This window comes from Hasllibacter sp. MH4015 (assembly GCF_020177575.1).
In the GTDB taxonomy this organism is placed as follows: domain Bacteria; phylum Pseudomonadota; class Alphaproteobacteria; order Rhodobacterales; family Rhodobacteraceae; genus Gymnodinialimonas.
Genome location: NZ_JAHTBK010000001.1, coordinates 2,663,282 through 2,677,219 on the forward strand (window position 1 = coordinate 2,663,282; position 13,938 = coordinate 2,677,219).

The 13,938-nt window shown below is 63.7% G+C and carries 13 protein-coding genes; 10 read left to right on the top strand and 3 right to left on the bottom strand.

What is annotated here, in order from left to right; translation table 11 throughout:
• The first annotated feature begins 21 nt into the window (after positions 1-21).
• Together KUW62_RS13660 and KUW62_RS13665 are read left to right on the top strand one after the other, a co-directional pair.
• Positions 22-426 (top strand): metallopeptidase family protein, encoded by a 405-nt coding sequence (locus KUW62_RS13660; RefSeq protein WP_224816018.1) that lies wholly within the window; start codon positions 22-24, stop codon positions 424-426.
• Positions 427-535: 109 nt separating this feature from the next.
• Positions 536-1,693, top strand: coding sequence for a PAS domain-containing sensor histidine kinase (locus tag KUW62_RS13665; protein ID WP_224816019.1), 1,158 nt, complete (start codon positions 536-538; stop codon positions 1,691-1,693).
• Positions 1,694-1,833: 140 nt separating this feature from the next.
• Here the strand turns inward: KUW62_RS13665 and KUW62_RS13670 are convergent, their stop codons facing one another.
• The 3 genes from KUW62_RS13670 to KUW62_RS13680 all read right to left on the bottom strand — a co-directional run bounded on the left by KUW62_RS13670 (position 1,834) and on the right by KUW62_RS13680 (position 4,842).
• Complete coding sequence (locus KUW62_RS13670; RefSeq protein WP_224816020.1) at positions 1,834-2,268, bottom strand: DUF1801 domain-containing protein; 435 nt, start codon at positions 2,266-2,268, stop codon at positions 1,834-1,836.
• A 385-nt stretch (positions 2,269-2,653) separates the two neighbouring features.
• Positions 2,654-4,180: a cryptochrome/photolyase family protein gene (locus KUW62_RS13675; protein ID WP_224816021.1), complete on the bottom strand. Its 1,527-nt coding sequence runs from the start codon at positions 4,178-4,180 to the stop codon at positions 2,654-2,656.
• Positions 4,177-4,842: an SDR family NAD(P)-dependent oxidoreductase gene (locus KUW62_RS13680; protein ID WP_224816022.1), complete on the bottom strand. Its 666-nt coding sequence runs from the start codon at positions 4,840-4,842 to the stop codon at positions 4,177-4,179. Before KUW62_RS13680 ends, KUW62_RS13675 begins: the two co-directional genes overlap by 4 nt.
• Before the next feature lie 76 nt (positions 4,843-4,918).
• Between KUW62_RS13680 and KUW62_RS13685 the strand changes: the two genes are divergently transcribed.
• The 8 genes from KUW62_RS13685 to rodA all read left to right on the top strand — a co-directional run bounded on the left by KUW62_RS13685 (position 4,919) and on the right by rodA (position 13,936).
• Positions 4,919-5,563 carry a histidine phosphatase family protein gene (locus KUW62_RS13685; RefSeq protein WP_224816023.1) on the top strand — a complete coding sequence of 215 codons (645 nt, stop codon included), beginning with the start codon at positions 4,919-4,921 and terminating at the stop codon, positions 5,561-5,563.
• Between the two features lie 381 nt (positions 5,564-5,944).
• Entirely contained in the window at positions 5,945-7,504 is a 1,560-nt protein-coding gene (locus tag KUW62_RS13690) for a 2-isopropylmalate synthase (RefSeq protein WP_224816024.1), read from the top strand.
• Complete coding sequence (locus KUW62_RS13695; RefSeq protein WP_224816025.1) at positions 7,504-8,121, top strand: hypothetical protein; 618 nt, start codon at positions 7,504-7,506, stop codon at positions 8,119-8,121. The genes KUW62_RS13690 and KUW62_RS13695 overlap by 1 nt, the downstream gene beginning before the upstream one ends.
• Before the next feature lie 156 nt (positions 8,122-8,277).
• Complete coding sequence (locus KUW62_RS13700) at positions 8,278-9,318, top strand: rod shape-determining protein (RefSeq protein WP_224816026.1); 1,041 nt, start codon at positions 8,278-8,280, stop codon at positions 9,316-9,318.
• Between the two features lie 27 nt (positions 9,319-9,345).
• A complete protein-coding gene (gene mreC / locus KUW62_RS13705) occupies positions 9,346-10,293 on the top strand; it encodes a rod shape-determining protein MreC (protein WP_224816027.1) in 948 nt (315 codons plus the stop codon).
• A gap of 1 nt (position 10,294) precedes the next feature.
• Entirely contained in the window at positions 10,295-10,822 is a 528-nt protein-coding gene (locus KUW62_RS13710) for a rod shape-determining protein MreD (RefSeq protein WP_224816028.1), read from the top strand.
• 16 nt (positions 10,823-10,838) lie between these two features.
• Complete coding sequence (mrdA, locus tag KUW62_RS13715; RefSeq protein ID WP_224816029.1) at positions 10,839-12,800, top strand: penicillin-binding protein 2; 1,962 nt, start codon at positions 10,839-10,841, stop codon at positions 12,798-12,800.
• Positions 12,797-13,936: a rod shape-determining protein RodA gene (rodA, locus tag KUW62_RS13720; RefSeq protein WP_224816030.1), complete on the top strand. Its 1,140-nt coding sequence runs from the start codon at positions 12,797-12,799 to the stop codon at positions 13,934-13,936. Before mrdA ends, rodA begins: the two co-directional genes overlap by 4 nt.
• The last annotated feature ends 2 nt before the right edge of the window (positions 13,937-13,938 follow it).

Here is a 13,938-nt window from a genome sequence, read left to right on the forward strand (position 1 = left end):
CATTTTGTCCATATCGAGGCAATGGATGCCACGGATCAGACCGCCCCGGACCTCGCCATGATCGAGGATATCGCCCACCAGACCCGCGCGGCCCTGCCCGCGCCGTGGATCGGAGCGGCGCAGCAGGTGGCGATCCGGGTGGAGGAGATGGCCGACCCGGCGCTTTTGTCGGACCTCGGCATGGAAGATCCGTTCGAGTTGACGGGATTGTATGACGGCGTCCCGCTGACCCAGAAATCGGTGATGGACCAGCCGGAGGAGCCGGACCAGATCTGGCTGTTCCGCCGCGCCATCCTCGATGAATGGATCGACCGCGGCAACGTTACGCTGGCGGAGCTTGTATCCCATGTCTACGTCCACGAACTGGCGCACCATTTCGGCTGGTCGGACGACGATATCGCCAGCGTCGACCGGTGGTGGGAGTAACGCGTGGGCGGGGGGCGCGGTGAGACGCGTCCCGTCCGGTCCGGCAACCTCCTGTTAAGGTTGCGCGCCTAGTCTGGGGCGCAAGCGCAAGAAGATCAGAGATTTCACGATGAGCATTATGGACATGCGACGCGACGGCCTCGCCCTGTCACGGTTGACGTCCTGGGTCGACGGACTCGACCTGCCTACCTTCATGGTGATCCTCAAGGAAGACGGGACGCTGGAATTCGCCCATGCCAACGGCGCGCTTGGGCGGATGTCCGGTATTCCACCGGAAATGTTCAATGGCCGAAACGTCAGCGACCTTTTCCCGACGCGAACGGCGGCCCGGCTGGAGAAGAATTACCGACAGAGTTTCGAGACCGGGGAGCCCGTTTCCTACGAGGAGTGCCTTTTGATCGAGGAGCGGGAGACATGGTGGCAAACCACCCTGTCGCGCCCCGACGGGTTCGACGGGCGCGTCGTGCTTGGTGTGGCGGTGCCCATTACCGAGCGCAAGGAACGCGAATTCGCCTCCGCCAAGGCGCTGGCCGACCTCAATGCCCGTTTCGACGAATTGCGCCTGTTTTCGACAATGGCCGCCCACGATGCCCGCAGCCCGCTGGCCACCGTATCGAGCCTGATCGATCTCGTCCTGGACGGGTTCGAGGATATGGGGGACGGCAAGGCGGAATTGCTGCGCCTGTGTTCCAGCACGGTGGACGAGGCGCTGACCCAGATCAGTGCCACCCTCGACCGTGGGCAGAGCCTCAATTCCGGTGTCGAGTTGAACAGCCGCGTCGATCTTGGTCGCCTGTGCGGGGACATCGCCGCGATGCTTGACCCGGAGATGAGCCTTTCAATCACGACGCCGGACCTGGTGGTTATCTGCGACGAAGTGGTCGTGCAGATGGCGGTGCGCAACCTGATGTCGAACGCGGCGCGGTTTTGCAGGTCGCGCATTGCCGTGGAAGCGCGGATCGACCCTGACCGTCGCCAGATGATCCTGGACGTGACGGACGATGGTCCCGGCATGCCCCGAGGCAGCACCTTGCGCGATCTAACCAAGTCCGCGGAGACACGCGACGGCACCCACGGCGTCGGCCTTGCCTCCATCGCGACCCTGCTGCGCAGTCGCGGCGGCGCGTTGGATATCGTGCATAGCGGCGGCGATCAGGTGCTTGGTGGCGCGCGGTTCCGCGTGACGTTGCCGGCGGAGAAGTACACGGGCGCGACGGCGGGCGTCGGGGTTGATGTGAATCCGATCGCGTCGATTGTAAATGAATGACCCGCGCGGCTGCGCAAGGGCGTCGGGCCATTAGGCGAAGGACAGGCGTCGAGCGTAGAGTGCGCTCGATCCCGTCACGTTGGATGGGACCGCGCGCCGAAGGCCGTACGCAGTTCCACGCAGGCGAAGAGCGTGCGCGTCTATTCCGGCTGTACCGGCCATTTCGCATCGAGGTTGCGCAGACCGGCGCGGATCAGTTCTTCCAGCACGGCCGTGTCGATATCCGCCAACTTGTTCACGTAGAGGCAGGATTTGCCCATCTTGTGCTTGCCGAGCCGCGCGAGTATGTCGCCAAAATCCGCGTATCCGGGCATAATGTAGATAGACAAATTCGCCTTGCGCGGGCTGAAACCGGTGGCGAGGTAGGATCCTTCGCGCCCGCTTTCGTAGACGTAGTGATACCGCCCGTAGCCCACCATCGTGGGGCCCCACATCCGGGGGGTGAAGCCCGTAACCTCACGGAAAAGCGCATCGAGCGCGAGGCCATCGGCGCGCCGCGTCGGATGCTCGACACTTTCGAGAAACGCGATCACGTCGGCCTCGGTCGCGCGGGTTTTGTTGTCGGCCTTGGTCATGGCGCGGTCCTTCAGTCAGTCTGCGGATCGTGTAAAGGCTAACACATCCAGCGGGTCAGAAAAATGAGGGCGGATTTCGGGCGGTCGAGCAGCGCGTGCGGGCGTACCGATTTCGGTGGCATCCGCCGCGTGCACAGCGTCAAGCGCGCCGCTTGACCCGGACGAACGCGATCCGTCAGGGAGGGTGCGAAGGGCCGCGATTTGGCTCAACCCCGTGTCGTCTTGGACCTGCTCGGGGGGTCGCCTCACAGGACATCAAGCGCGGCTTGCCGTTGGCCGTCCGGCCGGTTGCAGCGCACGGCAGAACAGTCAAATAGACGCGACCGACGACGAATGTGCGTCTGTGGAACCGGTGGTGGGGTATAACGGCCCGAAAGCGCGTCGGTCAGACGCGGTCGCCGGCGGAAAGCCTGTCCAGGAACTCCTCCGCGCTTTGCAACGTATCCGCGCGTTTCTCGTCGGACATGCGCATCCAGGTGCGATACATCTGCGCCATACGGGGGTTCTTGCCGAAGCGGTCCTTGTGGCGGTCGAGGAAGGCCCAGTAGAGGTAGTTGAAGGGGCAGGCCCCCTCCCCTGTCTTGACCTTCACGTCGTAGGCGCAGTCCTTGCAGTAGTCGGACATCTTGTTGATGTAATTCCCGCCCGAAACGTATGGCTTGGAGCCGACGATGCCGCCATCGGCAAACTGGCTCATCCCGATGACGTTGGGCGCTTCGACCCATTCATAGGCATCAGCGTAGACGGCGAGGTACCATTCGTGGACCTCGTAGGGGTCGACACCCGCAAGAAGGGCAAAGTTGCCGGTGACCATGAGGCGCTGGATGTGGTGGGCGTAGGCCTCATCCCGGGTCTGGGTGATGGCCTCGTTGAGGCAGGTCATGCGGGTGTCCGCGTCCCAGTAGAAGCCGGGCAATTTGCGTTGGTGGTTGAGAATGTTGCGGCGCGTGTAGTCGGGCCCTTCACGGAAATAGATCCCGCGCATGTATTCCCGCCAGCCGATGATCTGGCGGATGAAGCCTTCGACGGCGTTGAGTGGGGCGTGGCCGGTCTTGTAGGCGTCTTCGGCGGCGTCGCAGATTTCACGCCAGCCGAGGAGGCCTGCGTTGAGGTACATGGAAATGACCGAGTGGTAGAGGAAGCGTTCGCCCACCATCATCGCGTCCTGAAAATCGCCGAACTTCGGCAGGGCGCACTTGATGAAATGGCTGAGCGCACGGCGGGCCTGCCCGGTGTCAGTGGCGAACCAGAAGCCATCAAGCGTGCCGAAATTATTGTCGAATCGGGATTTGACCAGCGCCAGCACCTCTTCGACCGTTTCGTCCGGGGTGAATTGCATGGGCGCCGCGTCGACCGATCCCGGCGGCGGTTTGCGGTTCTCGTGATCGTAATTCCACTTGCCGCCTTCGGGTGTCTCGCCATCCATGAGCAGGCCGGTTTTGCGGCGCATCTCACGGTAGAACCATTCCATCCGCAGCTCTTTGCGATCCGCCGCCCAATCCTCGAATTCCGCGTGGGAACAGAGGAACCGATCGTCGGGGAAGATGTGGACCGGGATCGGCATCTCTTCGAGGGCTTCGATCAGGCGGAACTCGCCGGGTTCGGTGGCCAGTACCTCCTCGGCCTTGGCCTCGTCGCAGGCGCGCAGGATTTCGCCGGGGATCGAGCGTGAATTCTCGGAATCGTCGAGCTTGCTATAGCGGACCTGCCAGCCGTCGCTTTCGAGTTTAACGGCGAATTTGCGCATGGCGGCGAAGAGGAAGGCGATCTTCTTGGGGTGATGGGGGACGTAGGACGCCTCATCCGCGACCTCGGCCATCAGAAGGATATCGCGGGCCTTGTCGGCTTCGCGCAGCGCGCGGATATCGGGTGAGAGTTGATCGCCGAGGATCAGGATGATGCGGGGCTTCACCAAGGCACCTCGGCCCCGGAATAGTCGTAGAAGCCGCCGGTCTGGTCGGGGCGCAGGCGTTCCATCACGTCGCAGAGCATCTTTGCGGTTTCATCGGCGGGCACGGTCTTGTGAGTGGCGGCGTAGTCTTCCGTGAAGGGGGTCGCGACGGTGCCGGGATGAAGCGCGACGGCGATGGCGTCCTTGTGGGTGCGCTTCAGTTCGATCGCCGCGCCGTGCACAAGCATGTTCGCTGCCGCCTTGGACGCGCGGTAGCTGTGCCAGCCGCCGATCCTGTTGTCCCCGATGGAGCCCACACGGGCCGTCAAGACGGCGCTGACCGACCGGCCCTGTTTCGGCAAGAGGCGCGGCAGGTGACGCAGGATGTTGGCGGTGCCGATGGTGTTCACCGCAAAGACCTCTGCCATGGCGCGCGGCTCGATCGCGGAGAGTTGTTTTTCGGGGGCATGACCTTGGGCGGCGAGGATGCCGGTGGCTACGAAAATCGTCTGGAACGGGCCTTCGAGGTCGCCGAGGATATCATCGACGGTTTCCGCATCGGTGATGTCCAACCCGTCCGCGCTGCGCGACAGGCCGGTGACGTTGCCGCCGCGCGCGCGCATCTCGCCCGCCACGGCCTGCCCGATCCCGCCGGACGCACCTATCACAAGAGCATCAATCATGGAGGGGCGAGGTAAGGCCGTGCGCACTTGCGTCAAGCGCCGGGCACGTTAGGAGGAGCGCGAAGGAGTGAGAACTATGGGCGAATTGATCCTTGTCCGGCACGGGCAGGCAAATTCCGGGGCGACCACGGAGGAGGCGTACGATCGGCTGTCAGCGTTGGGGCATCGCCAGGCCGGATGGTTGGGCGATTGGTTTGCCGCGCAGGAAGCGCCCTTCGATCAGGTCTATCGCGGCACGATGCGGCGGCATCGCGAGACGGCAGAGGGGATCGGGGTTGAGGCGCAGGCGGACGCGAGGCTGAACGAGTTGGATTATTTTGCGCTGGCCCGCGACATGGAGATCACCCACGGCATGCCGATCCCCGCGACCCAGCAGGATTTCGCGGATCATATCCCCCAGACGCTGAAGGCGTGGCACGCGCAGGAGATTGCGGGCGCGGAGCCCTTCGCGGCGTTCGAGGCACGGATCGCAACGGTTCTGGCGGAGGCCGCGACGCCGGGCCGGCGGGTTTTGTGTGTGACGAGCGGCGGCGTGATCGCCATGTCGCTGCGAATTGCGTTGGGGTTGGACATGGACCGGTTGGCGCAGGTTTTGCTGCCGATCTTCAACTCGTCCGTGCACCGGTTTCGGGTGGTCGAGGGCGGTACGTTCCTGACCAGCTTCAACGCCGTGCCGCATCTGGAGGGGCCGGAGCGTGTTGAGGCGCGGACCTGGGTTTGAGGCGCGCGTCGTCGGGCCGCGGTGCGGCGATCTAACGTGGATTTCGGCCACTTTATGCCCGCCAAGTCGCCCTTCGCCTCATTGAAACATCAAGACCAGCCAATTCGCCGTGCCGGGGGGGCGGCCCGACGATGCGCGGCGGCTTCGCCTTGGTCCCGCGCAGGGTGGCAACGCCGGGTAGGGGCTTTTCATTTACGTTTTCCGAGGTATGGTGCCTCCTATGTTGACCAAGCAGCCTCATATCCTTTTGCCCGCGGATCGTCCGCGTGCCGCCCTGCTTGGCCTTCTTCTCCTTAGCCGCCTCTGAGCGTGCCATTCGGCGCGACCGCTCAGGGGAGGACAGCGCCGGAGAGACACCCAAAACGCCTAAGGATATGAACGATGACCTCTGAAAACCGAGTCCTGATTTTTGACACCACCCTGCGCGACGGTGAGCAATCGCCCGGCGCCACGATGTCCCACGATGAGAAGCTGGAGATTGCCGGGCTGCTCGATGAGATGGGCGTGGATATCATCGAGGCGGGCTTTCCGATTGCCAGCGAGGGCGATTTCGCCGCCGTCTCGGAGATTGCGAAGAACGCCAAGAATTCCACGATCTGCGGGCTGGCCCGCGCGAACTTCAAGGATATCGACCGCGCGTGGGAGGCGGTGAAGCACGCGAAATCGCCCCGCATCCACACGTTCATCGGGACGTCTCCGCAGCACCGGGCCATTCCGAACCTGACGATGGACGAGATGGCGGATCGCATCCACGAGACGGTGACGCATGCCCGCAACCTCTGTGACAACGTGCAGTGGAGCCCGATGGATGCGACGCGGACGGAGTGGGATTACCTGGCGCGCACGGTTGAGATTGCGATCAAGGCCGGTGCCACGACGATCAACATTCCCGACACCTGCGGATATACGGCTCCGGTTGAAAGTGCGGATTTGATCCGGCGTTTGATCGCCGAAGTGCCCGGCGCGGATGAGATCATCTTCGCCACCCATTGCCATAACGATCTGGGTATGGCGACGGCGAACTCTTTGGCCGCTGTGGCCGGTGGTGCGCGGCAAATCGAATGCACGATCAACGGCTTGGGGGAACGCGCGGGCAACACGGCGTTGGAAGAGGTCGTGATGGCCATGAAAGTCCGCCACGACATCATGCCGTACACGACCGGCATCGACTCCACCAAGATCATGCATCTCAGCCGCCGGGTCGCGACCGTGTCGGGCTTCAACGTGCAGCCCAACAAGGCGATTGTCGGCAAGAACGCCTTCGCCCACGAAAGCGGTATCCACCAGGATGGGATGCTGAAATCAGCCGATACGTTCGAGATCATGCGGCCCGAGGATGTGGGCCTGGCCGAGACCAATATCGTCATGGGCAAACATTCGGGGCGCGCCGCGCTGCGGAGCAAGCTGAAGGATCTGGGCTATGACATGGCCGACAATCAACTCAACGATCTGTTCGTGCGGTTCAAGGCGCTGGCGGATCGGAAGAAAGAGGTCTTCGACGATGACCTGATCGCGCTGGTGACGGATGCGGGGTCCGATGGCGAGGGGCATCTGGAGGTCAAGTTCCTGCGCGTGATCTGCGGGACGGAAGCGCCGCAATCGGCGGATTTGACCTTGCGTGTCGGGGATACGGATCAGCAGGCGACCGCGCAGGGCGACGGGCCGGTGGATGCGGCGTTCAACGCGGTGAAGCAGCTGTTCCCGAACGAGGCTTCGTTGCAGCTCTACCAGGTGAGCGCCGTGACGGAAGGAATGGACGCGCAGGCGACCGTGACTGTGCGCATCGAGGAAGACGGACGGATCGCCACGGGCCAGTCAGCGGATACCGACACTGTGGTGGCAAGCGTGAAGGCTTACGTGAACGCGCTCAACCGCCTGATCGTCCGGCGGGAGAAGACCGGCGGAGACGTCAAGGAAGTCAGCTATAAGGATGTGGGATGATGCGGATTTGGATGTCTCGATGCGCGGGACTGGCCCTTGGGTTTCTCACTCTTTTCGGGGTCAATCACACCGCGCACGCGCAAAGCGCGTGTCCGAATGCCGCGGACCTGCGCGGCGGGATCGCTCTGATCCGGGATGAGCCGTTCTATTCCAACGTGATGACGACGGTGAACGGTGGCCTTGCCGAAGCGCGCGTCATGCAACGTGGTGCGACTCCGGAGGTTGTATCCACCACCTATTCCCATGCCCTGACAGTCACACGTCGGGTGGGAGCGAATGGCGTACTCGAGCTGGTCTACGACGACGACACGGCAATGCTCGACCGCTTGGCGCAGATCGGGTCCTGGACCACGGGCGTGACGCTTCTGTCCGGTGGCGTGCAGCAAGGCACCGGTACATTTACCGCCCGGTATGTGGACACCGTGTCCCTGCCACTCGGCGATTGCACCTACGAGACCTGGCACGTCCGCACCGCGCTGGCTCTCGAAGGGCGAGATACGATCTTGCAGGATCGCTACTTCGCCCCGGTGCTCCGGCTTTCGCTTGCCACTGTGTCACTCGATGCCGGTGGGAACCCGGTCAGCGGCGTGGTCTACGATCGGATCGAGGCGCGCTAGGGGCGTTGAACCGGCCGGATGCGGCAGCCCGCCGCCGATCCGCGCAGCCTCCGCCCCTTGCAGGCTAAGGGGGTAGACGTCTATATGCCGAGTCTCAGGTGGGCGTCCTCGTGAAGGGGAGGCCCCTTTTTGAATTGACGAACGGACCGCGTGCCCATGGCCGGATTTCTTGGCAACCTCTTCTCCTCCGATATGGCGATCGACCTCGGGACGGCGAACACGCTGGTCTACGTGCGCGGGCGGGGTGTGATTTTGAACGAGCCCTCGGTCGTGGCTTATCAGGTCAAGGACGGCGTGAAGAAAGCCCTCGCATTCGGCGAAGACGCGAAGCTGATGCTGGGGCGGACGCCGGGCAGCATCCAGGCGATCCGGCCAATGCGCGACGGGGTGATTGCCGACTTCGATGTGGCCGAAGAGATGATCAAGCACTTTATCCGCAAGGTCCACAAGCGCACGACATTCAGCAAGCCGAAGATCATCGTCTGTGTGCCCCACGGCGCGACCCCGGTGGAAAAGCGCGCCATTCGCCAATCCGTGTTGGGTGCGGGCGCACGCAAGGCGGGCCTGATTGCGGAGCCGATTGCCGCTGCCATTGGCGCGGGGATGCCGATTACTGACCCGACGGGATCGATGGTTGTGGACATCGGCGGTGGTACGACCGAGGTGGCGGTTTTGTCGCTGGCCGACATCGTCTACGCGCGGTCCGTGCGTGTGGGTGGTGACCGGATGGATGAGGCGATCATCTCCTACCTGCGCCGCCAGCATAACCTGTTGATCGGTGAAGCCACAGCAGAGCGGATCAAGACCTCCATCGGGACCGCGCGGATGCCGGATGACGGACGCGGCGCGTCGATGCGTATTCGCGGGCGCGACCTTTTGAACGGCGTGCCGAAGGAGACCGAGATCAGCCAGGCGCAGGTGGCCGAAGCCTTGGCCGAACCCGTGCAGCAGATTTGCGAGGCCGTCATGGGGGCGCTGGAAGCCACCCCGCCCGATCTGGCCGCCGACATCGTGGACCGGGGCGTGATGCTGACCGGGGGCGGCGCGCTGCTGGGGGAATTGGACCTCGCCCTGCGCGAGCAGACCGGTCTTGCCATTTCCGTGGCCGACGAAAGCCTCAACTGCGTGGCGCTCGGCACCGGCAAGGCGTTGGAGTATGAGAATCTCCTGCGTCATGCGATAGATTACGACAGCTAATCCGTCCGACGACCCGAAAGGCGATCCATGGCCCGGGACAGCTACGACGATTCCTATTCCAGACCCGTCCGGCGCTTGCTGTTGGCGGTGCTGGTGCTGTTCCTCGTCTCGCTGGTGCTGGTCTGGCGCATCGACAATCCCAGGGTGGAACGCATGCGCGCGGCGATTGTGGATCGCTATGTGCCCAACATGGAATGGATGCTGGCACCTGTCACCGGGATCGCGCGGATGGCCGAGGATTTCCAAAGCTACACACGCCTTTTCGAGCAAAATCAGGAGCTTCGCCGCGAGTTGCAGCAGATGCGAGCCTGGCGGGAGGCCGCCCTGCAGCTGGAGCAGGAGAATGCGCGTCTGCTGGACCTGAACCGCGTGCAACTGGACCCGGAATTGACCTTCGTGACGGGGATCGTGCTGGCCGATAGCGGATCGCCCTTCCGCCGCTCCGTGCTTCTGAACGTGGGCGGGCGCGATGGCATCCTCGACGGATGGGCCACGATGGACGGGCTTGGCGTGGTCGGCCGCATCTCGGGCGTGGGAGAGCGGACAAGCCGTGTCCTGCTTCTGACCGACGCGGCGAGCCGTATCCCAGTGACGATCCAGCCATCAGGGCAACAGGCGCTGCTGATGGGCGACAACACCGCCAACCCGATCCTCGATTTCGTGGAAGACCCCGAAGACATCGCGGCGGGCGACCGGATCGTGACCTCCGGTGACGGTGGCTTGTTCCCGCCGGGCTTGCTGGTGGGACAGGTCGTCTTCACCTCCGACGGACGCCTGCGCGCGCGTTTGTCGGCGGATTTGCAACGGCTGAACTTCATGCGCGTGATGCGCAGCCACCCGGGCACGACGCTCAACGACCCCGCGGGCCTGATCGGTCCGCCTTGGCCGCCGACGGGCATGATGCTGGACGAGGAAGGCGTGCTGGTCCCCGATCCGTCCGCGCGCGCGGCGGCACCGATCGAACCGGAGCAGTGACATGAGCGCGCTGACCGCCCGCCATGTCTGGACCTACCGGTTCCTCTATTTCGTGCTCGGTCTGGTGCTGATCACGCTGAAGCTCTTGCCGCTGAACCTGGCGGCAGGTGGCATCCCGGGACCCGACCTGTTGGTTCTTGTGACCTTCGCCTGGCTGGTGCGCCAACCCAATGTTGTACCGCTGGGGCTTGTCCTGATCCTGTTTCTGTTGGCCGATTTCCTGTTCCAACGTCCGCCGGGGCTTTGGACCCTCCTGGTCATCCTGGCCTGCGAAAGCCTGAGGCGGAGGCGCCTGACGATGACGGAGTTCCCATTTCTGGTGGAATGGGGCGCGGCGGCGATGGCGATCATCGGCATGGTTCTGCTCAACCGCCTCGTCCTTTGGGTGCTGCTGGTGGACCTCGATCCGCTGGGGCTTACATTGGCGCACGGCCTTGTGACCATCGTGTTCTATCCGGTGGTCGTCGGCATCTCGAAATACATCTTCGGATTGCGTAAACTCGGCCCGGCTGAGCTGGAATCCTTCTGAAAGCACGACCCCGCACATGAAGAAGACCCAAAGAGAGATCGAGGACAGCGCGCGCCAGATCGGACGCCGCGCCCTTGTCGTGGGCGGCATCTTCGTGGGCACCGGCGCGATCCTTGCCGGGCGCATGCGGTATCTTCAAGTGGAGCGCGCGGATGATTTCCGGCTACTGGCCGAGGAAAACCGCATCAACCTGCGCCTGTTGCCGCCCGAGCGGGGGCTGATCTTCGACCGTGGTGGAGTATTGCTGGCCGGGAACGAGCAGAACTATCGCATCACGCTGGTGCGGGAGGATGCAGGCGATGTCGATGTCGTCCTTGATGAGGTCGCGCGGCTTGTGAACCTTGATCTGCGCGCGTTGGAGCGCGCACGAGAAGAAATTCGCCGCCGCCCGTCCTTCGTGCCCGTCACTATCGCCGACCGACTGAGCTGGGAAGAGATGTCGGCAATCGCGGTCAACGCGCCCGCCCTGCCCGGGGTCAATCCGGAAGTGGGGCTCAGCCGTGCCTACCCCTTGGGGGCCGATTTCGCCCATGTGGTGGGTTATGTGGGCCCTGTGTCGGATTGGTATCTGGAACAGACGGGCGACACGGACCCGGTTCTGCAAATCCCGGATTTTCAGGTCGGGCGTTATAACGTCGAGGACAAGGCGGAAGGTCTTCTGCGCGGGCGCGCCGGGACCAGCCGGGTGGAGGTCAACGCCTCGGGCCGGGTGATGCGGGAACTGGACCGCGACGCGCCGATACCCGGCCGCGACGTGCAGCTGACGGTCGATGCGGGGCTTCAGAATTACGTCGAGGCGCGGATGTCCGGCGAAAGCGCCGGTGCGGTGGTGATGGATTGCACGACGGGCGAGGTGCTGGCCGTGGCCTCCGCCCCCACATTCGATCCGAACCTCTTCGTGCGCGGCATCAGCCAGACCCAATGGGCGGGCCTGAACGAAGATCCGTATCGCCCCTTGGCCAACAAGGCGACCCAGGGCCTTTATCCGCCGGGATCGACCTACAAGATGGTCGTGGCCCTGGCCGCGCTTGAGGGTGGGTTCATCACCGCCGATGAAACCGTGCCCTGCCCCGGGCATATGGAAATCGGCAACCGGCGCTTTCATTGCTGGCGACGCGGCGGGCACGGGCGGATGAACCTGCTGGAGAGCATCAGCCAATCCTGCGACGTCTACTATTACGAGCTGGCCCAGAGGGTCGGGATCGAGAATATCAGCGCCATGGCCATCCGCCTTGGCTGTGGTGTCCGCCATGATCTGCCGCTAAGCGGAATCGCTGAAGGTCTGGCGCCCACGATGGAGTGGAAGCGGCGGCGGTTCGAACAGGATTGGGTCGTGGGCGATACGCTCAATGCGTCCATCGGACAGGGTTTCGTGCTGTCCTCTCCGCTGCATCTAGCGGTGATGACGGCGCGGATCGCAAGCGGCCGGGCGTTGGAGCCATCCCTGATCCGGTCCGTCAACGGCGTCCCGCAGGTGCCGACGCAACACCCCGACCTCGGCATCGACCCCGCCCATCTGGCGTTGATCCACCGGGGCATGTGGCAGGTCAACAATGACCGACGCGGGACGGCCTATCGCAGCCGGGTGATGAATGACGCCTATGCCATCGCGGGCAAGACCGGCACCAGCCAGGTCCGCAACATCACTGCCGCCGAACGGGCCGCGGGCGTGATCCGGAACGAGGATCTGCCTTGGGAACGCCGCGACCACGCGCTTTTCGTAGGCTTCGCCCCCTTCGACAATCCGCGCTACGCCGTGTCGGTAATCGTGGAACATGGCGGGGGCGGGTCCGTCGCTGCAGCCCCGATTGGCCGCGACATCCTGCTGCGGGCGCAAGTCGGTGACATTCCGCCATCCGACCTCTACCCCGTCAGCCAGCGGCGGGAGATCGACGACATGCATGACCGCCTGCCGATCTTTCCGGAGCCGCCCCAACCCTCTGGCCGCGAATTGTCCCGCGCACGGGGTCGCCGATGAGTTTTCTGGAATACAACGTCAAGTCGACCCCGACGGGATGGCGCAAAATCCTGCACCTGAACTGGGCGCTGGCGCTTTTACTGGTCAGCGTGGCCAGCGTCGGGTTCCTGATGCTCTATTCCGTGGCCGGGGGGTCATTCTCCCCGTGGGCAGAGACACAGATGCAGCGGTTCGCCCTTGGCTTCGTGGCAATGATGATCGTGGCGATGGTGCCGATCTGGTTCTGGCGCAACATGTCGGTCCTGGCCTATATCGTGGCGATTGTCCTGCTGCTATACGTGGAATTCTTCGGTTCCACATTCGGCGGCGCGCAGCGGTGGATCGACCTGGGGTTCATGCGGCTGCAACCGTCCGAGGTCGCCAAGATCACGGTCGTGATGATGCTGGCCGCCTATTACGATTGGCTTGACCTGGGCAAGGTGTCCCACCCGCTTTACGTGGCCATTCCGCTTGTAATCATCGGGATTCCGGTCGGGCTTACATTCATCCAACCGGACCTCGGCACGTCGCTCCTGATCCTGATGGGGGGCGGTGCGGTGATCTTCATGGCCGGCGTCCATTGGCTTTACTTCGCCACGGTTATCGCACTCGGCCTCGGGGCGATCACGGCCGTCTTGGCAAGCCGGGACACCCCGTGGGCGTTGCTCGCCGATTACCAATATGCGCGGATCGACACCTTTCTCGACCCGACGAGGGATCCCTTGGGCGCGGGGTATCACATAACCCAAAGCCAGATCGCCCTCGGCTCGGGCGGATGGACGGGGCGCGGGTTCATGCAAGGCACGCAAATCCGCGGCGACTTCCTTCCCGAAAGCCACACGGATTTCATCTTCCCCACCCTGGCGGAGGAATTCGGCTTTGTCGGGGCAGCGTCGTTGTTGCTGCTCTATGTGCTCATCCTGATCTTCTGCATCGCCACGGCGCTGATGGTGCGGGACCGCTTCGCCTCGCTCATGGTGATGGGGGTTGCGGTGACGTTTTTCCTCTATTTCGCCGTGAACATGGCCATGGTCATGGGATTGGCCCCGGTTGTGGGTGTACCGCTGCCCCTGGTCAGCTATGGCGGGTCGGCGATGCTTGTGCTGATGGTGGGCTTCGGGCTGGTGCAATCGGCCCATGTCCACCGCGCGCGCTAATC

Excerpts from the sequence above, each read along its gene's own strand:
- KUW62_RS13660 (WP_224816018.1), top strand. The coding sequence starts at position 22 with ATGGATGCCACGGATCAGACCGCCCCGGACCTCGCCATGATCGAGGAT.
- KUW62_RS13665 (WP_224816019.1), top strand. The coding sequence starts at position 536 with ATGAGCATTATGGACATGCGACGCGACGGCCTCGCCCTGTCACGGTTG.
- KUW62_RS13670 (WP_224816020.1), bottom strand. The coding sequence starts at position 2,268 with ATGACCAAGGCCGACAACAAAACCCGCGCGACCGAGGCCGACGTGATC.
- KUW62_RS13680 (WP_224816022.1), bottom strand. The coding sequence starts at position 4,842 with ATGATTGATGCTCTTGTGATAGGTGCGTCCGGCGGGATCGGGCAGGCC.
- KUW62_RS13685 (WP_224816023.1), top strand. The coding sequence starts at position 4,919 with ATGGGCGAATTGATCCTTGTCCGGCACGGGCAGGCAAATTCCGGGGCG.
- KUW62_RS13690 (WP_224816024.1), top strand. The coding sequence starts at position 5,945 with ATGACCTCTGAAAACCGAGTCCTGATTTTTGACACCACCCTGCGCGAC.
- KUW62_RS13695 (WP_224816025.1), top strand. The coding sequence starts at position 7,504 with ATGCGGATTTGGATGTCTCGATGCGCGGGACTGGCCCTTGGGTTTCTC.
- KUW62_RS13700 (WP_224816026.1), top strand. The coding sequence starts at position 8,278 with ATGGCCGGATTTCTTGGCAACCTCTTCTCCTCCGATATGGCGATCGAC.
- mreC (WP_224816027.1), top strand. The coding sequence starts at position 9,346 with ATGGCCCGGGACAGCTACGACGATTCCTATTCCAGACCCGTCCGGCGC.
- KUW62_RS13710 (WP_224816028.1), top strand. The coding sequence starts at position 10,295 with ATGAGCGCGCTGACCGCCCGCCATGTCTGGACCTACCGGTTCCTCTAT.
- mrdA (WP_224816029.1), top strand. The coding sequence starts at position 10,839 with ATGAAGAAGACCCAAAGAGAGATCGAGGACAGCGCGCGCCAGATCGGA.
- rodA (WP_224816030.1), top strand. The coding sequence starts at position 12,797 with ATGAGTTTTCTGGAATACAACGTCAAGTCGACCCCGACGGGATGGCGC.